This is a genomic window from Fibrobacter sp. UWS1 (assembly GCF_002300445.1).
Lineage (GTDB): Bacteria > Fibrobacterota > Fibrobacteria > Fibrobacterales > Fibrobacteraceae > Hallerella > Hallerella intestinalis.
Genome location: NZ_NSGW01000001.1, coordinates 1986615 through 2012998, shown reverse-complemented (window position 1 = coordinate 2012998; position 26384 = coordinate 1986615). Strand labels below are relative to the sequence as shown.

The 26384-nt window shown below is 44.3% G+C and carries 15 protein-coding genes and 1 pseudogene; 11 read left to right on the top strand and 5 right to left on the bottom strand.

Annotated elements, in window-relative coordinates; translation table 11 throughout:
- Positions 1–96 precede the first annotated feature (96 nt).
- Complete coding sequence (locus BGX14_RS08745; protein ID WP_095879642.1) at positions 97–834, top strand: SIMPL domain-containing protein; 738 nt, start codon at positions 97–99, stop codon at positions 832–834.
- 2 nt (positions 835–836) lie between these two features.
- On the opposite strand, the gene BGX14_RS08740 is transcribed toward BGX14_RS08745, so the two are convergent.
- Together BGX14_RS08740 and BGX14_RS08735 are read right to left on the bottom strand one after the other, a co-directional pair.
- Positions 837–2018, bottom strand: coding sequence for a glycosyltransferase family 4 protein (locus tag BGX14_RS08740; RefSeq protein WP_233126466.1), 1182 nt, complete (start codon positions 2016–2018; stop codon positions 837–839).
- A gap of 9 nt (positions 2019–2027) precedes the next feature.
- Positions 2028–2465, bottom strand: a complete 438-nt coding sequence (locus BGX14_RS08735) for a hypothetical protein (RefSeq protein WP_073304759.1) — start codon at positions 2463–2465, stop codon at positions 2028–2030.
- Between the two features lie 60 nt (positions 2466–2525).
- Here BGX14_RS08735 and BGX14_RS08730 point away from each other — a divergent pair, with 60 nt between their 5' ends.
- From BGX14_RS08730 to leuS, 3 genes are all read left to right on the top strand, one after another.
- A complete protein-coding gene (locus tag BGX14_RS08730) occupies positions 2526–4403 on the top strand; it encodes a DUF4954 family protein (RefSeq protein WP_095879641.1) in 1878 nt (625 codons plus the stop codon).
- Entirely contained in the window at positions 4404–4988 is a 585-nt protein-coding gene (locus BGX14_RS08725) for a M48 family metalloprotease (RefSeq protein ID WP_095879640.1), read from the top strand.
- 101 nt (positions 4989–5089) lie between these two features.
- Positions 5090–7798 carry a leucine--tRNA ligase gene (leuS, locus tag BGX14_RS08720; RefSeq protein ID WP_095879639.1) on the top strand — a complete coding sequence of 903 codons (2709 nt, stop codon included), beginning with the start codon at positions 5090–5092 and terminating at the stop codon, positions 7796–7798.
- A gap of 114 nt (positions 7799–7912) precedes the next feature.
- Here leuS and BGX14_RS08715 read toward each other — a convergent pair whose 3' ends face one another.
- Together BGX14_RS08715 and BGX14_RS15835 are read right to left on the bottom strand one after the other, a co-directional pair.
- On the bottom strand, positions 7913–8986 hold the full coding sequence (locus tag BGX14_RS08715) for a Fic family protein (protein WP_095879810.1): 1074 nt from the start codon (positions 8984–8986) through the stop codon (positions 7913–7915).
- A gap of 93 nt (positions 8987–9079) precedes the next feature.
- Positions 9080–9232: a hypothetical protein gene (locus BGX14_RS15835; RefSeq protein ID WP_178348746.1), complete on the bottom strand. Its 153-nt coding sequence runs from the start codon at positions 9230–9232 to the stop codon at positions 9080–9082.
- A gap of 271 nt (positions 9233–9503) precedes the next feature.
- Between BGX14_RS15835 and BGX14_RS08710 the strand changes: the two genes are divergently transcribed.
- A complete protein-coding gene (locus tag BGX14_RS08710) occupies positions 9504–10514 on the top strand; it encodes a type I restriction enzyme HsdR N-terminal domain-containing protein (protein WP_095879638.1) in 1011 nt (336 codons plus the stop codon).
- On the opposite strand, the gene BGX14_RS08705 is transcribed toward BGX14_RS08710, so the two are convergent.
- Positions 10498–11457 carry an IS30 family transposase gene (locus tag BGX14_RS08705; RefSeq protein WP_095878741.1) on the bottom strand — a complete coding sequence of 320 codons (960 nt, stop codon included), beginning with the start codon at positions 11455–11457 and terminating at the stop codon, positions 10498–10500. The genes BGX14_RS08710 and BGX14_RS08705 overlap by 17 nt on opposite strands.
- A gap of 134 nt (positions 11458–11591) precedes the next feature.
- On the opposite strand from BGX14_RS08705, the pseudogene BGX14_RS08700 reads away from it, so the two are divergent.
- The 6 genes and pseudogenes from BGX14_RS08700 to BGX14_RS08670 all read left to right on the top strand — a co-directional run.
- Positions 11592–12653, top strand: a pseudogene (locus BGX14_RS08700) (class I SAM-dependent DNA methyltransferase); the annotation flags it as partial.
- Between the two features lie 240 nt (positions 12654–12893).
- Positions 12894–13853, top strand: coding sequence for an IS30 family transposase (locus BGX14_RS08690; protein WP_095878741.1), 960 nt, complete (start codon positions 12894–12896; stop codon positions 13851–13853).
- A gap of 29 nt (positions 13854–13882) precedes the next feature.
- Positions 13883–15124 (top strand): restriction endonuclease subunit S, encoded by a 1242-nt coding sequence (locus BGX14_RS08685; protein WP_095879635.1) that lies wholly within the window; start codon positions 13883–13885, stop codon positions 15122–15124.
- A gap of 23 nt (positions 15125–15147) precedes the next feature.
- Complete coding sequence (locus BGX14_RS08680) at positions 15148–19269, top strand: protein kinase (protein WP_095879634.1); 4122 nt, start codon at positions 15148–15150, stop codon at positions 19267–19269.
- Positions 19270–19282: 13 nt separating this feature from the next.
- Positions 19283–20839, top strand: a complete 1557-nt coding sequence (locus tag BGX14_RS08675; protein WP_095879633.1) for a hypothetical protein — start codon at positions 19283–19285, stop codon at positions 20837–20839.
- Positions 20840–20848: 9 nt separating this feature from the next.
- Positions 20849–26362, top strand: a complete 5514-nt coding sequence (locus BGX14_RS08670) for an ATP-binding protein (RefSeq protein ID WP_095879632.1) — start codon at positions 20849–20851, stop codon at positions 26360–26362.
- The last annotated feature ends 22 nt before the right edge of the window (positions 26363–26384 follow it).

The following is a 26384-nucleotide window of genomic DNA, read 5'->3' as shown; positions in this document are numbered from 1 at the left end:
AAATTTTCCATAAAATACATTTTTTGAAAAAGCGAACAAACCCGCCCACACAAGCGGGAACAAAATTTGTATATATCCATCAAAAAGGAGGTTCCTATGAAATTTCTGGCCGCATTTATCACTTTCTGCATCACGACAGTGGCCATCGTCTATATCGTCCACTCCACCCCAAAAGCCACGCCCTCGTTTTCAAAGCGTTCCGCTCCGAGCGAAGTCATCGTTTCGGCATCGCATTCCAAAACTTACAGCCCTTCTGGCATCCTCATATCCCTAAATTACAACGCCCGCAACCAAAGCAAGGAACATCTCATCCAGGCAAGCGGCGAAAGCGTCGGAAAGCTCGTCGAATTCGCTTCCACATTGAACATCCCGCACGACAGCATTGTCGCCCAGCGCTTTTCTTTGGAAAAAGCGTGGACATGGGAAAACAACAAGCGCCATTCGGACGGTTTTGAAATTTCGCAGAATATCGCCGTCCATCTTTCAGATCCGCAAAAACTTTCCAAATTCATCGAAGGGATTGCAACCATTGCCGATTTGAGCGTTTCCAACGTGACGCCCGTCCTGAACGACGAATCCCAAAAGCGAATCGAAGTCTATCAAATCGCCATCGACGAAGCCAAAAGCAAAGCGAATGCCCTCGCCAAAGCGTCAGGGAAAAAACTCGGCAAAGTCCTATTTGTCAGCGACGGATCCGGCGATGGCCCAAAAGCCTACAGCGACGGCGTTGTCCTTGCCGCAGGCTCTTTCGCCCGCAACAGCAAAATGGCCGCGATTCCCGAACAAAAAATTCAAATCGACGCCAGCGTGCTGATGAAATTTGAATTGAAATAAATTCACCGAGAAAGCAACCGTCGATAAACGGCGATCTGCTTTTCGGCAATGCGATTCCAATTAAAATATTCGGCGATGCGATTCTCGGCTCCTTTGAGCAAAGCGGCTTCCATTTCGGGGTCGCTTTCCAATTTTTGAAACGCATCCGCCAGAGCTTGCGGATTTTTTTCGGGAACGAGAATTCCCGTTTCGCCCGACACCACCACATCGGGAATTCCTCCGACATCGGAAGCAACGACCGGCAAGCCGTACTGCATCGCTTCAATCAAAACGACGCCGAGTCCCTCGGTATCGCCCTTGGAGTCCACTATCGCCGGCAAGGCAAAGCAGTTGCATTCCGCATATTCCTTGCGCAATGCGTCCGGGGAAAGCGCACCCGTAAACACCACATTTTTCGGAGCGATTTGCTGCGTCAATTCCCGCAAAGACTCCGTCAAATTTCCCTTGCCGACAATCCGAATTTCAAATTTTTCGGCATCGAGCAATGCGGCGGCACGAATCAAAAATTCGATTCCCTTGCGTTCGATGTGCCTGCCGACAAAAAGAATTTTATAGCGTCCGTTCCGCGGATGCGCAGGCGGAACCTTGCCCGAAAATAACGGCGAACCGTAAGGACTCCAATCGATTTGCGCCGGTCGAAGCGCCGAAATTTTTTCCGCGGTAAAGCGACTGTTCGCAAAAATGGCACTCGCCCTTCCGATGATAAATTTCATTATCGGGCGAATCCATTTCTTTTTCCGAATCAAAAGCAGCTCCGCTCCGTGAAAATTCAGCACCAGCGGAATTCGGAAAATTTTGCAAGCACCCAAAGCGATTAAAGCGTGCGGAAAGGGCCAGTGCGCATGAATAATGTCAAACTTTTTTTGGCGAGCCAAGCGGATGCAGGAAAAAAATCCGCTGATACAATAGGGAATCGCAAGAAGCTGCATCGAAGGATGCTTGGCCATTTTGGTCGGCGCCCCTTCGTCATGGGTCAAAATTTCCAGCTGCTTGGGTGCATAGCGAAAACGATGAACCGGAACGCCATCAATCTCGTGGGATTTCAAACCCTTATAAGAAGGAGCCAGCACTTCGACTTCCACGCCCGATTCCCGCAACGTGGCGACGGACTTCCGAAGCCATGGAACTTCGTTGTCCTCCTGAAAGCGCGGATAGACCGAGCCGACGACCAAGACTTTTATCACTCCGCCCCCTTAGACCGCAGCAGACGCCGGATCGATATAAGCCGGATAAACAAACGCTTTAACGGTTCCCAGCAACTTGCCAAAATCCGTGACGCCATCCCTTCCAAATTCACGGATGCGACCAACAAGTCTGTCCCAGCCGTCCATTTTGGAATCCAGCAAAATCAATCCAAGACCCGAATCTTTTTCCAATAATCCCAAAACGTCGGAACCGCGTCCTTTGGTCGCCAGAGTTTTAAAAAAGGCTTCCCAAAATTTTTCTTCCTGGTCCGCAGGCAAATTCTTCCGGACGGATTCAAAATCCAACTCCGCATAGACGAAATAGCTTTTGTATTCGTCGGTGCGAATCATTTCTTCTTGTACGCGCTGTTCAAACAAATCGTTAGGGTAAACGACGATTTCCCTTTTTTGCTTACGGATGCAGGTCTTCAGATATTCAGAAATCATATAAGGAATTTAAGCTAAAAGAATTGGTTCATCACGGAAAATAGTATTTTATCAATACCTATGCAACGCTTGTTCAAATTAAAAAAAGTATTAAAGACCAGTTCGATGAACAGCTATGCGGAAAATTTTCGCACAAGCCGCGCTTCTATCAAAAGCCGCCCCCTTTCTCCGCAAGAAATCGAAACGTTGGAAAAAAACGGCAACCGCTGTGAAGACTGGTCCCAGATTTCCGTCGATCCCGCTTTTACGCCCAACCGCATTTCCGGATCTTCTTTTTCGGGAAAAGTCCACTTGCCCGCTTTTTACGGCACGCTTTTGATGCCTGGCGACGTTTCCGCGCCCACCGGAATTTATTCCAGTTCCATTCACGACAGCATTATTGAAAATTCGCTGATTCACCATGTGAGCCTTATGTCCAACATCTGGGTGATGCAAGGCGCGGTCGTGCAAAACGTCGGATCCCTTGTCGCCAATGGGAAATCCCACTATCAGATCGGTGCAGAAATCGCCGTCGGAAACGAGATGGGCGGACGCACGGTCCGAATTATCCCGGACATCACCCCCGAATTGGTCAAGATGCAGCTTTTTTCCAAAGTGGATTCCGAGACAAGCCGAGCCTTCATCCAGCAGATGGAAACCTGGCGGAACGAAGTCCTGCTGCCTTACGGAATCATTGGAAAGAACGCCATTGTCGCCAACACCAACATCGTCCGAAATTCCTGGATCGGCGAACAAGTGCGCATTGACGGTGCTTCCAAAATTCGCAACTCCGTCGCCCTGGGCAATCTGGAAAATCCGACATATATCTATGACGGCGTGATTCTGGAAAACAGCTGCGTACAAGAAGGCGCCAAAATTCATTCGACGGCTCTGGTCAAAGATTCCGTCTTGATGAAGCGGACCAAAGTCGGCAACAAGGCGATTATCAATTCGTCCATCATTTGCCCCTGCGTCCACATCGACGAAGCGGAAATCACCCATAGTTTTGTGGGGCCTCTCACCCAGGCGCACCACCACTCCCTACTCATTGCAGCACTTTGGCCAGAAGGTCACGGCAATCTGGGATACGGCGCGAACGTCGGTTCCAACCACACGGGAAGAATGCCCGACCAGGAAGTCATGCCCGCGCTGGGAATGTTTTTCGGTCTGGGTTCCAACATCAAATTTCCCGCCAATTTTTCGGAATCGCCCTATACGATAGTCTCCACGGGTGTCACCGCGTCCCCTCAGCGCCTACGCTTTCCCTTCAGCCTGATTTTGCCCGGAGATCCGCAGATTCGCGTCATCCGCTCCGACTTGAACGAGCTTCGCCCCGGCTGGTGCTATGGGAAAAACGCCTACGCTATCGCCCGCAACGCCTACAAATACGCTCTCCGGGGAAAAGGATTTGTCGCTCCGGAAGATTCGCAGGTTCTAAGCGACAAAAACGCTTCCTTGGTTTTGGACGCCCTTCGGCGGCTGCAAGTCCCGCAAATCCGCGAAATCTACACCGAAGAAAACATTCCGGGTCTGGGGAGCAACTACCTCAAAGAATCCGCGCGCCATTTTGCCAAAAGTACTTACCGCCAATTTCTGGAACGCTATGTGGCGACAAAAATGGCAATGGCCGCCGAACAAGACCGCAGCCTCCTGCTACAAAATCCTCTGGAAATCCGAAAGATTTTCCCCGGCGACTTGCTCCGGGAAATTCTCAAGGAAATCGCCCTTCCCAATTCCTTTGAAGAACTGTTGAAAACATATCGCGCTTTGGAAAAGCAATGGTCGGAATCCGTTTTGCACGGAACGGACAAGGACTTTGTCCGCGGCAGGGAAATTTTTGACGACTACGACGCTTCGCACCCGATTGATGTCGCATTCATCGAATGGGAAAAAATGCGTTTTGAAGAAGTCCTCCATCGGGTATCGACGCTTTCCAAAGAATTGAAAGGCGAAAATTAAATGACGATCGGCTGGGTCATCTGGGGATTTCTTGCGCTGGAAGTTTTTCTGCGGGCAGCTCTGGAAATCGCCGAAATCCGAAAATCGGGACAAAAGAACGACCGATTCGCCCTTGTTCGCATAATTCCTCTGCTGAACGATTTATTGCCTCCGGAATCGCTTTCGTCAAAGCCGCAAGCTCCGGAAAGCGCCTTTGCAAAAGCCCATGAAAGGGCGCATCAAAAATTTCATCACGGCATCATTCGTCAATTTTTCTGGGCCGGAATTCTTATCGCTATCGCTGTTTTTCTAGGAAGCGTCGGCATTCTGTTCCAATTAGGCCTCGTCGAACTTCTTCTGCTTTTTCACCTGCTGTTTGCCGCATCCCGAATTCTTTTCCATTTCGTCTGCTTTTCCCAAGAATACGAAGCGGACACTTTCGCCGCCAAATGCGTTTCCAAAAAAGTCGTCCTTCGAGCGATGAACACGCTTATCGCCGAAGAATTTCCCCGTTCGCCGCTTTTCGCCTATGTCTATAGAACGCACCCGACAGCCGTCATGCGCAAAAAACACCTGACAAAAAGGCAAATGCCCAAGTCATTTTAGCGACATCACCAAGGCCGTAGGCAAATTCATGCCGCTTCATTTATTAAATTAAAGGGCAAAAAACGCCCACAGCGTTCACGATTTTATTTCGGAGTCATAAAATGGCAAAGTATAATCCGCAACAAATAGAAACCAAATGGCAGTCCTACTGGGAAGCCCAAAAGACATTCAAAACAGGCGAAGACAAATCCAAGCCCAAGTATTATTGCCTCGACATGTTTCCGTATCCCTCCGGCGCGGGCCTGCATGTAGGACACCCGGAAGGTTACACAGCAACAGATATCATTTGCCGTTACAAACGCGCTCAGGGATTCAACGTATTGCACCCGATGGGCTGGGACGCGTTCGGGCTTCCGGCGGAGCAATACGCGATTCAAACGGGCACGCACCCGGCTATCACCACCCAAAAAAACTGCGACAATTTCCGTCGGCAAATCAAACGGCTCGGTCTGTCTTACGATTGGGACAAGGAAATCAACACGACGGATCCCAAGTATTACAAGTGGACCCAGTGGATTTTTACCCGCCTGTATAACACATGGTTCGACGAGGCCTTGCAAAAAGGTCGCCCCATCGCCGAACTTCCGATTCCCGCTGACGTGGAAGCCAAGGGAACTGCCGAAATTCGCAAGTACAAGGACTCCAAGCGTCTCGCTTACTACGCCGACGCTCAAGTATGGTGGTGCAAGCACTGCAAAATCGTGTGCGCCAACGAAGAAGTCCTGAACGACGGTTCTCACGAAAAGTGCGGCACCAAAGAAGTGGAACGCCGTAACCTGAAGCAATGGCTTATGCGCATTCCGCTGTATGGCGACCGCCTGCTAAAAGGCCTGGATAAACTGGATTGGCCTCAAGGCGTCAAGGACATGCAGAAAAACTGGATCGGCAAGAGCCTGGGCGCAGAAGTTGATTTTGCAATCGCTGATGCAAATGGCAACGCTACCGAAAACAAGCTCCGTGTTTATACTACCCGTTGCGATACCTTGTTTGGTGCAACCTACATGGTGGTGGCTCCGGAACACGCACTCGTTCCCACCCTCACTACTCCCGAACAGAAGGAAGCTGTGGAAGCCTACGTTCACGCCGCTGCTCTCAAGAGCGACCTTGACCGTACCGAACTCGCCAAGGAAAAGACCGGCGTTTTTACAGGGTCTTACGCAGTCAATCCGTTGACGGGTTCCAAAATTCCGGTGTGGGTAGCCGATTACGTTTTAACAGGCTACGGCACCGGCGCTATCATGGCTGTGCCCGCTCACGACACCCGGGACTTCGAATTTGCCAAGAAGTTCAACCTGCCCGTTGTCTGCATTATGACACCCGACGATTCCTGCCCGGCGGAAACCAAGGAACTGGTGCTGAAGGGCGAAGCCTGCTGGGCAGCCGACGGCACCTACATCAACAGCCAAAATGACACCCTCTGCCTGAACGGCCTGAATAAGGAAGCGGGCAAGGCCAAAGTCATCGAATGGCTCGAAGCCAACAAAATCGGTAAAGCCACCGTGAATTACAAGCTCCGCGACTGGCTCTTTAGCCGCCAGCGTTACTGGGGGGAACCGTTCCCCATTATCCACTGGGGAGATGGCGAAATCTCTACCGTCGATGATTCCGAACTGCCGGTGCTGTTGCCGGAACTCAAGGACTACAAGCCGGGTGACGGCGGACAGTCCCCGCTCGCAAACGCCACCGAATGGCTCCAGGTGACCGACAAGAACGGCCGCAAGGGTATCCGCGAAACGAACACCATGCCGCAGTGGGCTGGCTCCTGCTGGTATTACCTCCGCTACATCGATGCCTGCAACGGCGACGCATTTGTGGCAAAGGAACTCGAAAAGTACTGGATGCCCGTGGACCTCTACGTGGGCGGCGCCGAACACGCCGTGCTCCACTTGCTCTACAGCCGCTTCTGGCACAAGGTTTTGTTCGATCTCGGCCTCGTCTCTACCGACGAACCGTTCCAGAAACTCTTCAACCAGGGCATGATTCTCGCCTTCGCTTACGAAGATGCTGTTGGCTCCAAGGTCCCCACCGACGAAGTCGAAGAAAAGAACGGCAAGTTCTTCAAGAAGGGAACCGACATCGAGCTCAAGCAGATTGTGGCGAAGATGAGTAAGTCTTTGAAGAACGTGGTGAACCCGGATGATGTCGTTGCGAAATACGGGGCGGACAGTCTTCGTTTGTACGAAATGTTCATGGGCCCGTTGGATGCCGTGAAGCCGTGGCAGACCAAGGGAATCGAAGGCATGAACCGCTTCCTCAACCGCGCTTGGCGTTCCGTGGTGGGCGACGACGATGCTACTCCGGTCTATGTTGACGATGCTTCGACAGGCTCAGCAACCGGCATTCCGGAAGCGATCGAGAAGGTCATGCACCAAACGGTTATCAAGGTCACGAACGACATCGAGAACATGAGCTTCAACACCGCCATCAGCCAGCTGATGATCTTCAACAACGAAATGATGAAGATGGACAAGCGCTACCGCGAACCGTGTGAAACCTTCGTGAAGCTCTTGCACCCGTTTGCCCCGCACATCGCCGAAGAAATGTGGAGCATTCTCGGTCACAACGAATCGCTCACGAACGTCGCCTGGCCGGAAGCCGACCACTCCAAGGCCGTGGAAAACACCGTGGAAGTCGTGTTCCAGGTGAACGGCAAGGTCCGCGCGAAGGCAAGTGTTGCCAAGGACATGGACAAGGCTGCCCTCGAAAAGCTCGCCATGGAAAATGAAAGGATGAAGGAATTCATGAACGGCAAGACTGTCGTGAAGTCCATCGTGGTCCCCGGCAAGCTCGTGAATATTGTGGTTAAATAAAACCCGCTGTCATCCTGAGCGGAGGCGCATCGCGCCGAAGTCGAAGGATCTCGTGCTTTACAAAAGACCGTAGCTTAACCGCTGCGGTCTATTTTTCTATCAGAAAAAAGATTCCTAGCAAGATGGCACAATAAATACGTGCCAAGAACCTTCGTCTTTCCCTTTTTCAACATAGTGTTTGTCTATAAGGCTCTGCACCAGTTTCTTGACTGAAGTCGGCTGCAAACCGAGCTTGCGTTGTATGTCGGCTAGAGTCAATATGGGTTCGCTTTGCATCATGCTCAATATTTTTCCGTAGTTCGGCGTACGGAACTCGATGCATTCGCCGTCGTACCACCAGCGATTTTCTCCGCGCTTTGTCACGAATAAAACATCCGCATAGACTTCTTGAGCGACGGTGCTGCGGAAGTACCGAAGGAAAGGGCTGATGGATTGAATTGATGCTTTTGCTCCGTCACTTGGAGCTGACCCAACAGCCAAATCTGTTGAGTGCAAGGCTTCTAGGTATTCCGTTTTTTTGCGACTCCGAATGACAATCATCGGAATATCGTGCTTTGCCAAGATGTAGTTCACCAATAGTCGCGCGATGCGTCCGTTTCCATCTTCGAACGGGTGGATTCGAATATAACGGTAATGGAACAGCGCCGCCAATTCGATAGGCGAAAGCTTTCCCTCTTTTTCAGCCTCGTTGTACCAATCAACAAGATCGGTCATCAGGGCGGGAGTCTCTTCCGGCGACGCATATTCGAACCTGTCGCCGTAGTGAGTGATGACGCTGTTCGGGCGCGTCTTGTATTGCCCTGCGTGAACAGTGTATCCGATTTGCATCCCGTCGGGCAGGGTGCGGTGGACTTCGTAATCTTCGCGCAAAAGGGTACGGTGCAGACCTCGAATAAAGTTTTGAGTGAGCGGAGATTCCTTGATGCGGGATTCCGCTTCCATCATCTTGAGAGATACTTCACTTGCGACCATCTCCTGCACGCTTCTTACGTTCGCTTCGCCAATGACCTTTCCGAAGAGCAGAAGAATTTCGGTCTGCCCGTAGGTGAGCGTGTTGCCCTCGATATGGTTGCTGTTGTAGTTGAAATCCACCGAAAAACGGCGGGCAAGCCTTGCCTTGTCGTCGTCGGAAATGGGTTGGATTTTACGCCATGCATCGAGTGCCTTGTCTAGGGTCAGGTATCTCATATCCATAAATATAACCAAAATGTTGCTAAAAAGGTAGTGTAATACAGCCCTTTTTGATAACATTTTTATCAAAAAGGGCTAAAAAGCTCCTTTTTACCCTCCGCAGAACGCAAGCGACGCCACAATCCCCACGATAATCAGGAACGGCAGAACTTTCAACAGCAGCGTGATGGCGCATGCGTCTCCTGCGTCGCCAGCCCCGAAAAGGGCCAAAATCCCGAGCACGATAAGGAATGTTACCAGCATAGAACCTCGCCCTTACAAATATACATACCGCAAATGTCAGATTATGACAATTGGGTGCTTCGCGAGAAAAATTGCCTATTTTGACCTGTTTTCGCCACTTTTCGTTAATTATGCCCTTTTTACCCCCTTTTTTAGGCTAAGACATTCTTTGTCATGCACTTTTATTAAATTAAAAGCACATAGAGTTTTTGCTCTTGTTCCTGTAATCGAAATCGGCAAAAGTTCAAGTTCAATGACAAGTGCAATTCCTATTACGCATATTGGAGTTCCCATGGCTAAACGTTCCTCAGAACAAGAAACGGCTGAAGAAATCGTTCTAAACGAAGACCAGCTTATTTGCATCTTGACCAATAAAATTGTCAAGGCGACCGAAAAAGAGCGGAACTTGCAATACATGATTCAGATGATGTCAGAAGAATATGGCTTTGACATGTCTGACTTGCAAAGGGATTTCCAGATTGCGTTTGAAAACGACGAAGGCAAGAAACGTCGCGTCAAAATAGATTTGGCAGTTTTCGAAAATGGACGAGAACACGACCAAGCAAATTTGATTCGTGCAATCGTTGTCGTAAAAGATTCCAAAGTCAAAACAAATGATGCCAAGGCCGGTGTACATATTGTTCTAGACGATGTACTTTCCTATACGGATTGTGACTTTGGGTGCTGGACGAATGGCGAGGATTTGGCGTTTGTCTCGAAGACGGAAGATGCTTTCGGTCAAGTCGAAATCGAGGACATTTCTGATTTCCCGGCGGCAGGGCAAACTCTGGAAGATTTGGAAAAAGCGGGTGACCACGCGATGCCGCGAAAACCCGCCAACGAATCTTTAGTGAAGGCTTTCAAGCGTTGCCACGATTACATCTATGGTAACGAAGGAATGAAGAAGACTGCTTTCTGGGAATTGTTGAATTTAATTTTCTGCAAGCTCTACGATGAAAAGCGTCGTTTTACGGATGCTCGCGAAGGAAAATCTTATCGTCGCCAATTTTGGGTGGGTGTCAAGGAACAGAATACTCCTGAAGGTCAGAAGGCTGTTGCCGATAGAATCAAGGGTATTTTCCGCAAGCTGAAAGAAGATGGCTTGTATAGCGATGTCTTTGATGGGAACGAATCCATCAATCTGTCTGATCGAGGTTTGGCTTTTGTTGCGGCAGAACTTTCCAAGTATTCCTTTTTGGACGCCACTGTCGATGTAAAGGGAACTGCATACGAGACAATTGTGTCGAATACGCTAAAGCAAGGCGGATTTTCGTCGCTAACGCGACTTAGGTTTGTAGTTTAACTTGCGTATAAATATACTCTAAAGGGGTCATAAAGTCAAGCCTTTTTCGAGGCCTGTTGTTCAGTTTATCCTGTATCCAGCGAACTTTCCGGGGAGAGATTCCCTTGAACGACTCCTTCTTGGGAAGATATTGGCGTATTAGACCGTTCATGTTCTCGTTGGCACCGCGCTCCCAGGAGTGGTACGGGTTCGCAAAGTAGTAATCCGCCTTCATAGCTTTCGCTATTTCTGCGTGACAGGCGAACTCCTTCCCGTTGTCCGAAGTGATTGTGAGAATCTTGACTTCGAACGTTTTCTCAAAGTCCTTCAGCGCCCTCACAAGCGTTCTCTTCAGGTCTTTCGCGTTCTTCGTCGGAAGATACCTTATCAGGCTGTAATTCGTCATCCTGTCGTTGATCGTGAGCAGGTTCGCGTCATGGTCCGCGCTGTTTATCAGGTCTATCTCGATGTCGCCTACGCGTGATTTCTCGTCCACGATTGCCGGACGTTCCTCGATGGGCACGCGGCCTACAATCTGGCCTCTCTTGTCCTTCTTCTCCCCGCGCTTACGGTATGGTTTCTTGCCGTGCCGCAAGTGCTTCTTCAGGTCCTCGTCCTTGTTCACATGCCTGTATATCGTGGCGACGCTAGGGACACCCATCCCATCGAGTTTCGCGCGTCCGTTCACCTGTTCGGGAGAGTAGTCTTCCTTGATTTTCCCGTCCACGATTTTCCAGTCGTCCTCGTCGTAGTCGTAATGCAGGTGACTTGTCGCGGCAAGGAGGTCTGCCCGTTCCTGCGACTTGACCGGGTCGTAATGCTGGCGGCCGCCGCCCCTGTTTAGTTCCCTGTAGATTGTGGATTTGTGGACCTTCAGCTGCAAGGCTATGTTTTTCGGGGGGATCTTTGCCGCATTGAGCGCTCGTATTTCGTATCTTTGTGCTTGGTTGAGACTCACCGCCATGTCCTTTTTTGGTAGAATCGGCAAGGTAGAAAAGTTTCGGCCAGGTTCCCCAGGGGCTAGCCCTAGGGAACTTTTTTTCTTCCCGATTCAACCTATATCAGTCGCATTGACGGTGAAAATTCGCGCAAGAAGCAGGCCAATTCTTTACGCCACGCAACATTATCAAGTGTATGGTGGAAATGTTGGACCCTGATGAAAATACTCGCGTTCTTGACCCTGCATGTGGTTCGGGTGGATTTATCGTGATGGTATTGGACCATGTTCGCCATAAAATTGCGAAAAACATTTGGCCGGAATTAGATGATGTCCGCTTGGAAGCGAAATGCAATTCGGAAAAGGTTGAAGAGAAAGTTCGTGAATATGCGCAGAACATGATTTTCGGTTTTGACTTTGACCCTGATTTGAAGAAGGCCGCAAGAATGAACATGGTAATGGCTGGCGATGGCCATGCCAATGTGTTCAATATCAATTCGCTTGAATATCCGTATGGCTCCAAGCCTGATGTTCCCAAGGTTGCAGAGAAGGTCAATGAGAGTATTTCTGTAAGTAAGGACAAAAAGTTTAAGTTCGAAACGGCTGAAAATAATGCCCAGGGCAAGTTCGACATGATTTTTACGAATCCGCCGTTTGGTTCTAAGGTGGAAGTCGATAAGGAAATTGCCGAACGTTACTATTTAGGCCGTGAATTGGGGAGTAACGCTCCTGAGGTTCTTTTTATCGAGTCTTGTTATAATTTCCTGAAACCGGGTGGAAAGATGGCAATTGTCTTGCCGGATGGCATTCTTGGCAATCCGAATATGGAAGAAACCCGAATCTGGATTTTGAAGCATTTCAAGTTGCTTGCTTCTGTTGATTTGCCGGTAGAGACATTCTTGCCGCAGGTTGGTGTGCAGGCTTCGCTGTTGTTCTTACAAAAGAAGACTGCTAAGGAGCAATTGGTTCCTATCGATGATGAAGATTACGATGTGTTTATGTCAATAGTGGAGCATGTCGGCAAGGACCGTCGCGGAGTTCCTATTTACAAGAGGGATGATGATGGTGCCGAATTACTTTTCGACAATGTAAAGAAATGGCTGACTCGCGACGAACGCGGTCGTGAAGTTATTCGTGAGCGTAAGGAGCGGATAAAGAAATTGGACGATGATCTTCCTGAAGTGACTAAGGCTTATCAAGAATTCAAGGAAGCTCACGAATGAAAATAGAATCGGTAAAATATAGTGCTGTAAAAAATAGTGTATGGCGTTTTGACCCCTCGTTTCATTTGAGCGAAGCGGTGCATGTTCATCAGATTCTTGAGAAGTCTCCATATAACGCGAATTTTCACCGTCAATGCGACTGATATAGGTTGAATCGGGAAGAAAAAAAGTTCCCTAGGGCTAGCCCCTGGGGAACCTGGCCGAAACTTTTCTACCTTGCCGATTCTACCAAAAAAGGACATGGCGGTGAGTCTCAACCAAGCACAAAGATACGAAATACGAGCGCTCAATGCGGCAAAGATCCCCCCGAAAAACATAGCCTTGCAGCTGAAGGTCCACAAATCCACAATCTACAGGGAACTAAACAGGGGCGGCGGCCGCCAGCATTACGACCCGGTCAAGTCGCAGGAACGGGCAGACCTCCTTGCCGCGACAAGTCACCTGCATTACGACTACGACGAGGACGACTGGAAAATCGTGGACGGGAAAATCAAGGAAGACTACTCTCCCGAACAGGTGAACGGACGCGCGAAACTCGATGGGATGGGTGTCCCTAGCGTCGCCACGATATACAGGCATGTGAACAAGGACGAGGACCTGAAGAAGCACTTGCGGCACGGCAAGAAACCATACCGTAAGCGCGGGGAGAAGAAGGACAAGAGAGGCCAGATTGTAGGCCGCGTGCCCATCGAGGAACGTCCGGCAATCGTGGACGAGAAATCACGCGTAGGCGACATCGAGATAGACCTGATAAACAGCGCGGACCATGACGCGAACCTGCTCACGATCAACGACAGGATGACGAATTACAGCCTGATAAGGTATCTTCCGACGAAGAACGCGAAAGACCTGAAGAGAACGCTTGTGAGGGCGCTGAAGGACTTTGAGAAAACGTTCGAAGTCAAGATTCTCACAATCACTTCGGACAACGGGAAGGAGTTCGCCTGTCACGCAGAAATAGCGAAAGCTATGAAGGCGGATTACTACTTTGCGAACCCGTACCACTCCTGGGAGCGCGGTGCCAACGAGAACATGAACGGTCTAATACGCCAATATCTTCCCAAGAAGGAGTCGTTCAAGGGAATCTCTCCCCGGAAAGTTCGCTGGATACAGGATAAACTGAACAACAGGCCTCGAAAAAGGCTTGACTTTATGACCCCTTTAGAGTATATTTATACGCAAGTTAAACTACAAACCTAAGTCGCGTTAGCGACGAAAATCCGCCTAAGATGTCTAAAGTAGATTGCTGCTCTGACAATGTGTTTTTAGGAAATATTTTCTCACGAAATTTTGTCAAAGATAAGGAACATGGCATTCCTTATTTGGCGGCTTCCGATACGGTTCTAGCAGATATTGATACTGGTGCATTTCTATCCAAACGTCAAGCAAATGAGCTTTCTTATTTGATGCTTGAAAAGGATTGGATTTTGGTGACTTGTTCGGGAACTGTTGGTGATGTGACCTACACCAATAGGTGTTTTGAAAATCATATAGCAACACATGATTTAATTAGAATTATTCCAAGTGATAAGACGGTGAAAAGAGGTTGTTTGTATGCATACTTATCCTCTAGATATGGCCATTCCCTTTTGACACAATCAGAATTTGGCGGAGTTGTAAAGCACATAAATGATGGTTATGTTCGTAATGTTCCTGTGCCGCAATTTCCTGCGAAGTTTCAAGAAAAAGTAGATAATTTGATTAAGGAAAGTGCCCGCCTTCGCGAAGAAGCGACTGAACATTTGAACGAAGCGAAGAATAAAGTGAAAAAGGCACTGACAGAAATTTCGTGTGAAAAGAAAAATTCGTCTGTGTCTATTCGTGATATCAGTAAATCTTATACTAAGCGTTTTGAAGCGTCATATTTCATAAGTGAGAATAGAAATATGATGGATTCACTTTTGGGTAAGTATAAATGTCAAACGCTAGATGATTGGACAGAACGTATTTTTAGACCAGGGATTTTTAAGCGAGATTATGTAAAGAACGGAGTTCAATTTTTAGGTGGAGCCGATATAATGATGGCAATTCCGAGTAGTGGTAAAATGCTGTCGTTTAAACAAGTTTCACAGATGCCTGAACTACAAATACAAAAGAATTGGATTCTCGCTACATGTGGTGGAACGATTGGAAATGTTGTGTATGTTGATTCTCATTTAGAAAAGAGTGTGATATCGCAACATGTTATTCGAATTGTTCCGAAGAAGGATGAAAAGCAAGGCTTTTTGTATGCCTTCTTAAATTCGGAAATTGGATATAAGTTGATTACTTTATTTTCTTTTGGATCAGTAATTCCTCAAGTTGAACCGCATCATTTAAAACGAATACCCGTTCCAACGCTAAAAGAAAAAATTGTAGAGGAAATAGACTCTTTAGTTCAGCAATATGCGGAAAAAATTGATATCTCAAAAAGAAAAGAGTTGCAGGCGATTGACCTTGTCGAAAAAGAAATTGATAGCTGGAACGCATAACTTCTGTTAGAAAAGGTTTTTATATGGCTCAAGTTAAATATCCAATACATAGTGATGGCGCTGTCAACGCAGGCGAAAAACGCCTGATTGATTATTTGCAGAATAACCTTCCTGCCGATTATTGGATTGTTCCTAATGGTGAGTATGCTAGCAAGAATCCGCAAGGTCTTGTTACTAGCAACGAATACGATTGCATTGTGGTTGCTCCCCATGCCATTTACCATATCGAGAACAAGGACTGGAGTGGTTACCTGCAGGGAGATGACCACGCATGGTTTGTGAACGGGGCCGAACGAAAAAATCCTTTTGTGGCGGCTGAACGCAAAACGCGTATCTTGGCATCCATGTTAAGGTCGCATAACCCCATGTGGGGCGGAGCCTTTGTACAAACCGCAGTGACGTTGAGTTTTCCAAGTCAATCAAAAACGGGTATTGACCATTACAGCAAATCGTATGACCAGATTTTTTTGCTAGAAAAACCGCTTATTGATTTTATTAAAGATAACGCAAAAGTCCGTAAGGCTCCAGATGCTATAAAAGCATATCAGAAAGACATTGTCGAATTTTTAACTGGTAGTGCGTCAGTTGCAAAGTATCGTCGCAATCGAAAAGTTCTTCTCGATTACAAAATATTAGAAGTTCTTCAAGAAACGGAAACTTTCACGGAATACTTGTGCCAAACCAAATTCTTTGCCGATCGAAAATATAAGGTTCGTGAATTTCCGCTTGATTTCATAGACAAAAATAAAGAAGAACTTGAAATCATTCGAAAAAAAGCGGAGAATGCTTGGCTTGTTCATGAAAAGCTAGGATATCGAGGCAACATAGTTCCCTGTCGTAGTCAGTTGAGTCCAGATAATGATTTTTATTACGAAATCAGCCAATACATGGAAGAATCAACTTTACGAGCTTGTTTAAAGAAAAGGACATTGACCGATTTGGAAAAAATTCAGATTATCCTTGATATCGCAAATGCTTTGAAAGAAGCTCATTCTGAAGGAATCTTCCATCGCGATGTATGCCCGGAAAATATCTATGTGACAAACTCCGGTGCGGCACTTGCGAATTTTAGGCTTTCGTGGTTTACCGAACATCAGGAAATGGGCTATACCGTTGCAACCGAACTTGTGCCGACAAAGGACTCTCCTTATGTTTCTCCTGAACAAGATGACGACGATGTCTGTGCATCGAGCGACTTATTCTCTTTGGGAGTGGTCTTTTATGAGTTGATGACAGGAAAGTTGCCATTTAGTAATTCGCTGTCTTTCAGGTTGCATGGTGGACAACTGGATGAATCACTTATGCCATCGAAGATTATTCCTCAATTACCTTCATGGTTTGACGAATTGGTGAAGAAAACGATTGTTGTTGATGTTGATAAACGTTTTGCCTCTGCCGAGGAAATGATTGAGTTTATCAATCTCAATTTAAAGCCTGCTGCTCAGGAATCAATTCGCAAAAAGCAATCGGAATCTCCCATTGCGAATCAGACTCAGAAAAAAGTGGAAGATTTGAAACCTGGCGATCAAGTTACTCCAGATATTGTTCTTTATGAACCGCTTGGAAAGGGCGGATTTGGCCGAGTATTTAAGGCTAGGCATAATGTTCGAGGCATATTCTATGCAATCAAAATCTTTGACAGAAATGCGTCTGTTGAAGAAACGATGAATGAGTTCAATGCGTTAAAAGAGTTGAAACATAGCAACATTGTTCGTTTTGAATATAACGGATTGACCTTGCAGGGTTTCTTCTATACTTTGATGGAACTGCTAGAAGGTGATAATCTGAACAAGTTTGTCGAAGGTGATTTGAAGATGACGATGAGCGAATTGTACAAGATGGCTTATCAGATTCTTTCTGCTCTCAAGTATATGCAGGAACAAAATCCACCAATGTATCATCGGGATATTAAGCCTAATAATATTATTTGGGATAAATCGTCTCGGTATGTGCTGATTGACTTCAATATTTCTTCGCAAACAGATGATAAGGCTTTTGCAGGAACATTACCTTACTTAGCTCCAGATTTAATTCAAGGCTCGTCTGTAATCAATTGGGATTGCTCCGCAGATACTTTTGCTTTAGGTGTGTCTATTTATCAGTTGATAGCTCATGTATATCCTTGGCAGGGAAAATATAATCAGCCTGTCGTTGGCAAAGAACCTGCAGATATTACACAATTTGCGGAAAGGCTCTCTCCAGAGTTTGCTTCATTTGTCATGCGCTCCATCAAGACGGATAAAGCGGAAAGATTTGCGAATGCCGCAGATATGCTTGCTGCTCTTGAAAAAATCGGCATGAACGGAATGCTCAAGGAAACAGAAAAGATAATTCGTCCGGATCCCGAGGGAAATAGAACTGATTATGTAGATTATCTTAATACGCTTTATAGTCAGAGTAGTCACGGCAATAGCGGTGTTGTTGCAAAATCGAAAACAACTAATAATTTTGATGATTTGACCTATATCAAGACGAAGTTGGATAAACGTCTTATTGACGACATTACGAATTTGAAGTACAAATTGGTCGTAATTACCGGTAATGCTGGTGATGGCAAGACTGCGTTTATCAAGCAGATTGAAAGTCGGATTGCTCCGGTGCAGACGAAAGCTGTCGGTAATGGCAGTATATTCACAATCAATGGAGTGAAATTCGAAACCAACTATGACGGCTCACAGGATGAAGATACAAAGTTGAATAATGACGTTTTGAATTCCTTCTTTGAACCGTTCTTTGATTTGGATGATTATACCAAGGCTTCGGAAGGCCGCATTATCGCCATTAACGAAGGAAGACTTGTAGATTTCCTCAGCCAGCAACCAAGATTAAAGAAGTTTGAAACTAACATCGAAGAATTCTTCTTTAACGAAGGTCATGTGGAATTGCTTCCCGGATTGATTGTAATCAATCTTAACTTGAGATCGATTACCGCAAGAGAAGGTGACTCGCAAAGCTTGCTGGGCCAGCAAATTCAGAAAATGGTTGCAAGCGAATTGTGGACGAAGTGCGAAGGCTGCCCTATTGCTGAAAAATGCTTTATCAAGTATAATGCAGATACTTTCAGGGATAGTAGTGTCGGTCTTGAAGTAACGAATCGTTTGGAATGGTTGTTGCGAACAATTGTTTATAAACGCGAATTGCATGTGACGATGCGTGATTTGCGTTCGATGATTGCTTATATGCTTACTCGCGACTATTCTTGTGAGCAGGTGAAAAAGCTGATCGATATTGTGCAAACAGAAGGACTGCGGAGCTATTATTGGCTGTATTACTACTTCAATATTACGGCTCCGGCGATGAAGCCGAATATCGCTTCATTTGATTTGCCTACATTGGACTCAAACGATCGCTTGATTCGTATGCTGCGTGAAACGGATATTGCTGAAGTGGCTTGGCCTGCAGTTGATCGCGATTTGTATTATAAGGAGAAATCTTCGGAAAATTACTTGTTGTTTAGCGATAGAAAACAGAGTCTCATTGACGAATTTAATGCGGTGACGATGAAGCCGATTTGGCAAATGGATGATGAAAATGAACGTAATGAAATTGAATGCGTACAGAAGGTTTTTGTTCGACATCAATATTTTGAAGGTAACCTCAAATTCAAACGTCGCTTGCCGTATCGCTACATTACAGATTTTTACGAATCTCTACGTGATGAAAGTGCTGACAAGTTGGCAGAATCTAAACTGAATTTGGCAAAGGCTATTTCCATTAGCGAAGGTTGCGAAAATGCGGAATTGTCAAAGGCTCATCTTCTTTTGGCGAGCTTTCAGTCTAACGACCCAATATCTAAAAGCTATCGAAGATTCCCGATTGATGAATTTGAATTGTTTGTGAATAAAACAGACCATTTGACACAATATGTGGAGTACGAAAGTGATAGCTTTATTTTTAGGCATAAAACCGAGAAACATATTCAATTGACGGTTTCACTTGACTTGTACGAAATGCTCAAGTTTATCCAGAATGGTTTTAGTCCCTCTGTAAACGACTTACAGGGTCGATTTATTGAATTGCAAGTATTCAAGAATCTGCTACAGAGCAAGACCTACAAGGAAATTATTGTCACCAAGAACAACCAGAAGTTTACCATCATTCGGCTTGATGAAAATAAACATATTGTATTCGAAGCCTTAAAGTAGGAGAATAACTAGTATGATGTTGAAGTTGAAAAAAGGTACGGTGACATTCCGTAATCCTCAGATTTTTGCTGTTGATACTAAGTTGGTTGTTCTAGAGCGTGTTTTGACAAAATTGTTCATGCTTATTTATACAGATGGAGTTTCTCTAACGCTGAAGGTTAAAAAGGAGCATGATGTAAAAACATTAATTGAATATGTTGAATTGCTGGAAAAAGATGGGTTAGTTTCTAATGCCGAAAAAAATTTTGACGCAGTTGAAGACTGGCTACGTAGCAATCTACTTGAAATGGTTTTCCGAGGTAATGTCATTAAGGAAAAAGTATGTAGTCTTAAACCAATGCATTTGCTGAGTTTTAGAATTCAAAATCTAAAGTATTGCCGCGACTATAATACATCGGACCAATTGTTTCTCATGCTGCGTAGTTGCCCAGAGGTCCTTGCTGGATTAAAGCAGTATCTTTGTAAAGGGTGGGATGTAAATAGTAATAATCTTGTGAAATCTGCGGATCTTGATGTGGATACGGCGGGGATTCTTTATTTAGTTAAGGAATTGAAGGAAACAAAAACTCTTAATACAAAAGATACTCCTGAACCATTGTTGAAAAAACAATCTGACCTTTTCAATGATGATATTCGCCGCCTTCTTGTTTACCAAGAAAAATTGCCTAGATCGGTATTTATTGAATACTTCAAAATTCTTTGTGGATTTCATCTCGCTTTATATACGATGAAATTGATCTATCTATTGCCTCAAATGGTTGACCAAGGAAGAATCGATGTTGAAGATGATTGGACGATGATTGTTGATGTAACGGATAATTTGAATAGTAGGATTTCAAAATATGCTAAGGATGATTTTGAAAAGAACGAAAATAATTATCGTCGGTATATTAGAGCGACATACTCCATAGATGTTGTTCAAAATTGGCTTTCGAGAAATAATACAAAGGTGACTATCGCTCAGGTTCTTCAAAAGATTAAAGATGGGTTGAGCGAAGAATATTTTAATATCCGATTACAGGATGTGTTGAGCGATTTGCCTGATGTAAGCGAAAAGGAATTTGATAAAAAAGACTATGAAGAACAATTCAAATATTTTAAGGATTACTCTTCTTTCCAGAAATTTGTTTATTTATTAGAGTCTTCGAATTTAGGTTTTTCTCAATACAAATATCTCAGACAGTTTATTGATGCTGCAACAATGAAAAATTCGCCATCAAAATTACTTGCGGATGGCCGTTCCAGAAAATATCCGAGACGTGGAGCCTTAGGTTCAAAACTGCTGGAAACGCTGGTTCAAATTTTGGTTCTGGAACCTATTGATGGTGGAAATTATCAGTCCAAATCGTTGTCTATTGATGAATTGGCTCAACTGATTCGTTCTCGGTATGGCTTGATTATCAATGGCGTTGGTGATTCTCGATTTAAGAATGCAGATGTGGAAACATGTTCTGCATTTAAGGAAAATATGGATGCGTTCAAGAATAAATTGCGACAAATCGGTTTCTATACGGATTTGAGCGATGCCTGCTTGTTGCAAAAAATCCGTCCCCGTTACAATTTTAACTAAGGTGTTGTCATGAGTATTCAGGAATTGTATTACGACAAGTTTCTCGGATTCGTTGTTTCGCGTTATGAGAAAAGTATTAAAGAAGTTAAGCCGGGACACCGAATGAAAATTACGGGTTTGTCGCTTGACAAACTTCAAAGGATAATTGCTCCGCTGCGAAAAATAAATCCGTCTGTCAAGACGTTTATTCTTTCGGATTCACTTTCGGGTGATGATTATGTCCATGCTTCGAAATTGATTGAACTCAGAAATGAAAGCCCTGATGCAATTCTTGCCCTGATTCCATCGGATAGTTCAACATCTGCTGAAGATTCCTATGGTGCGGCGTTTCAGGAATTGTCTGTGTCGGATTTACAGAAAGAGTTCTTTGCCTTTTTGCTTTCCAAAATTCCCCAAGATAAAACACATTTGTTCCAGATTTTTTTTAACGCTTTTGCTGAATTTAAACTATTTGCATCGGATGATTTAAGCAATTTGGTAAACTATTTACTTTTTGTTAATTCCGAAAATTATTCTCTTGAATCGTGGGGCAATGGTATCCAATTCATGGGAATGATTCCTGATTCGGATTTGGCAAAAAATGAACAGGACTTGAAGCGTTATTTCAAGTTGAATTTTGAGATGTGCACATCTCTTCTTTGTGACTTTTCTCTAACAGAGCTGGATCGTGTCAATAAACTTCCTTTAAGCCCAGATTCTATACAAAACGAAGTTATTGATTTCTTGACAAAAGAAAAAGATGTTCGTGACAGCATTGAACTTTGCAAAAGAATTTATGAGAAATATCCTAAGCTTAATTTCTCCAGATGGAAAAGCTATCTCACTGTTGCTGTAAACAAGAAAAATGTTAAAGTCTATGCTGACCTGACACCTGGTAAAAAAGATGGCGAGGAATTAATAAAAGATCCCTCTGGAAATTTGGTGCTGAATATTAAGGATGGAAAGAAAAAAGGGAAAATCTCTTTTACAGTTGTTGTTGATCCGGCTCCAGCACAAAACCCAGACATTATGGCGTTTGAGATATGCTTGATAAGGCGAGAAGACTTTACGTTGGTGGATACGCTTAAAAAAGCGAAACTTGGAGCCAACAGAAAAAGTGCTAAACGAAAAATGTCTGTCAATATCGAAAATGAAGCGTACGAATCGGGCGATTACATGCTTCGTGTCAATGCTATTGACGAAAATGATGTTGTGCTTAATGTTGACAATGATTTTAAGGATGAAGAAAAACAAAGTAAATGGGAAGAAGAAAAGGCTGAAAATCCGAACAAATCAAAAGAACAATTTCGATTGGATAATCAAGCCGCCTATTGTAATGAAACAGTTGTGTTTACAATAAATAATGCCGTATCTTCTGACGAACTTGAAGAGTCTGAAGAAGTTGAAAAAAGGGCAAAAGTCAACACATTCTTGCAGGGGTTTATTCGTCAACGAGTGTCGCTGTTAGTGAGCGATAAAGAAATTGAACTGGATGAATACGATGAACCGAAAAATGGTTGGCAGCATGGTTCCTTGAATGACATTTTCCAGTTTGATTTGTCATCTAAGTTTGCTTTCCAGATACAGCTACCAAAGAAACTTATTGCTGTAGAAACATCATTTTTAAAGAATCGAAATTCGTTTGGATATATTAACGCAACGGTTGGTGCTAATATAACTGATGTGAAGTTGCAAAGTTTACGTTTCAATGCTCTGCCACAAGATAAAATTCCAGTCGAATTAAAAAAATTAAGGTCTGAATTGTTTGAGGTTATTTCGCAGTCGGCAAAAGAAGATTCTGGCTTGCTTGAAACATTTGATATTGCAAATAACCAAGACTTGATTATAAATTATTTGGCGGAATATAATTCCTGGTTGGCTGATTTGTCGGCTCAGAATCTTTCGGAAAGTGACTCTGTTGCCGTTCAGTTTATTGATATGGTTAAATTGGAGGTGAAACTTCCTAACGGGACTTACACTGATGTTTGCCTTATTTCGCCTTTGCATCCACTTCGTTTGGGTTGGATGGTGAATCTTTGGAGCTTATTCCAAAATTGGGAAAACAGTACAAAAGAGTTTGATGCATACCGGAAATCTTGGACAAAAAAACTGGACCAGCTTTTCTATGGCAAATTGAAAATGGATGTAGCTCCATTAATCTTGGCTGATGAAAAGTTGCAAGACCCGTATCAATATATTGGTGAAATAACATTTGGATGGGGAATTTATTCTCGCCCCGCAATAAGCAAGGATAAGTCTTTGTCTTCTGATGCAAGGCAAATAAAGGCTTATACATCGTCCTTGCTCAATATCTCCAGCGATAAGATTATTGACAGCGATGTTAGTGCTGAATTGGTGGAAAAATACATCAACCGATTTGCCAAATCGCATCCTTATGCGAAAAAATTGGTTCTGAACTTGTTCAATGCGGGTGATGCGATTTCTTTTGTAAATGCATTGAAGTCAATTGAATTGAAAAACTCTGCATTGACTTATGAAATAAGAATCTTTTCAGAGTCGAATTTGATAAAATCTGGAAGCGCTCTTCGAGAACTTATAAATCCGGAATCCAATGTCGCCGAAGGTGCAGAGGCCTTTTCGCAAGCATCGCGTAATCGACTTTTTCCAAAAATACGTTTTTCCTTGAATGATACGCAGCAATTTATTCAAGACCCAAACCATTATCAAGCCCATATTTCGTTCTTGATAAATCCGTTCCAGATTCAATCATCTTTGGTGCGACCCAATAAATTAGATCGATCTTTCTACTTGAATTCCTTGATTTGCCGTAGCGTAATTGCGTATGAGGAAAATGGTGGCGACTCCACGTGGTATCGCTATATATCTGAAAAAATCTTGCCGAATCCTGTAGAGGAATTTGCTAACACAGAAGTTGATTTGTTGAAAAACATTCAAAATTTGGTGGGTAAGATAATGTCTAATACCATAGACAGTTCGTTGCCTACGACAACATTAGTTTTGAAGGAATCCGACCGTGTTCTCCTTAATTTGGTTCACGATGTTTCTGATTGGGTGGTGACATTCGATAAAAATATGGGGCCTGAGTTCTTTGACCTTCCGTCAAATTCGGGAGAAAATCAAAAGATTCCTTATTTGCTGGATTATATTCCAGGACAAGAATCCGCAGGAACATCAGCTTTCTTGACTTCTAAACCTACAAGTGAAATTGAGGGGCTAATGAAGCCAATGTTTAGCGAGTATGGAATTGATTTGTCTGGCAATGAACAGTTCTTGGAATTACTTGAAGATGTAAGAACTGTTAGCAGTTCTCTCATAATGCAAGCAGGAACGACGAAAAATAAGGCTTTTGAAGTTTTAGGGACGACCCTGACAAAGCGGTTCCTGAAGAAGAAAGGTTTGTTGAACGAGGCTTTTATTATCCCGATTGATTTACATCAGGAACTGTTCGCAGATCTTGATACAGGTGATCGCGAACGCGCTGACAACTTGCTTGTGAATATTGATGTTGAATCTAAGGAAATTGTATTTACCGTTGTTGAAATAAAGTGTAGAAAATCTCTGAGTGAAAGCGAAGAAAATGACTTGAAGTGTAAGATTCAGGCCCAACTCATCAATACTGTGTCTGCATTGCAACAACGTTTCGGCAAACCATTGGATGGAAGTCCTGAAAGATTGGATAGAAAACTGCAAATTTTGGAATTAGTTGATTTGTTGAGTTTCTATATCAAGAGGTCTCAACGCTATGCCCAATTAGATCCGATTGTTGCAGAAGAATACCTGATGTTCTTGTCGGAATTGGAAAAACTTGATTACAATTTGAAGTTCAAGCAAATTGGTGTAATCTATAACTTTAGCCAGCATGAACGCCAAAAGAAATGCTTTGAAGGTGATAGTTGCATTTTCACGATGGGTGAATCTGTTATTGGAGAAATCCTGGGTGATAATGCAACCTTGAATACGGAACGCTTGAAACAACTTGATAACGATAAGGAATTCTGTGATGCATTTGAACCGAATCGTAAAGATTCTATTGTGCGAATTAGGACTTTACGAGATGGCGGTGATTTGCCGGAAGAACATCGGGAAGAGTCTGAGTTTGATGATGTTGAAAATGTCGAAGGGAACGATGAGAATGTCGACACGGTTGTAACTGAAGTTCCTTCGGATTCTACTCCGAATGAACCGGAATCTGTAACTTTAGAGGATGAGCCTGTTAAACCAGAAATTCCACCGCAGGATATTCAGGAAAACCCTGCAGCGGGATCAAAACCTGTTGTTGATAATTTGCCTAAGGAAGAAAAATCTAGTGATGAGAAAGTACAGGGAAATGTTGATGGTAATTATGAATCGCCTGTTTGTGATGTCCTAATTGGAAAAATAGATACGGACACTCCGCAATATGGCGTTATTGGAAAAACTGTAGATAACAAACGAATAATCGGTATTGATTTGAACGAATGCAACACCGTCAGTTTGTTCGGCGTTCAGGGTGCAGGAAAAAGTTATACAATTGGAACTGTTGCAGAAATGACATTGAAACAGTTTAGTAAAGTAAATAAACTTCCGGCGCCTCTTGCGAGCGTTATATTCCATTATAGTGAAAGTATGGATTATGCTCCGGAATTTACATCGATGGCTTATCCAAATGATGATGCAAGACAACTTGCTCGCTTAAAACAAGAATATGGTGCCGAAGCTGGATCTGTAAAAGATGTTTTACTCCTTACTCCCAATAGTCAAGTTGAAAAGAGAAAGAGTGAATATCCTGATATTGAAATTGCGCCAATTGGATTTGCTGCCTCGGAATTAAATGTTGCCGATTGGATGTTCCTGCTTGGAGCTATAGGTAATGAATCTACGTATGTGAAAGAATTGAAGCAAATAATGAAAGCGTGTCGCTATGATATGACGTTAACAAACATTAGGATGGGTGTTAATCAGAATGCATTCCTGTCAAATTCTCAAAAGAATTTGGCTTTGCAAAAATTGAAATTTGCAGAAGATTATATTTTGAATGATTGCTCGCTAAAAAAATATATGCGTCCCGGTCGCTTGATTATTGTGGATTTGCGTGATGAATTTATTGAAAAAAATGAAGCTTTGGGATTGTTTGTTGTGATGCTCAATATCTTTGCAAGTGTTAAAGATATTGACGGCAAACAGTTTAACAAGTTCATTGTTTTTGATGAAGCTCATAAATACATGAACGATAAAGATCTTGTCGGTTCTATTACTACCGCAATTCGTGAAATGAGGCATAAAGGCGTTTCGATTATGATTGCTAGTCAGGATCCGATGAGCTTGCCAAGCGAAATTATTGAGCTGAGCTCTATTGTCATAATGCACAAGTTTAGTTCGCCTGCGTGGGTAAAACATGTTCAAAAAGCTATTACCGCTTTGCAAACTCTGACGCCTATGGCAATGTCTTCGCTTACATCTGGTGAAGCTTTCTTGTGGGCGAATAAGGCTACGGATAGAATGTTTACGCAAAGGCCTGTGAAAATATCGATTCGCCCACGTGTCACCAAGCATGGCGGCGATACGATAAATGCGGTAAAGTAAAGAATTTATGAAAAAAGAGAAA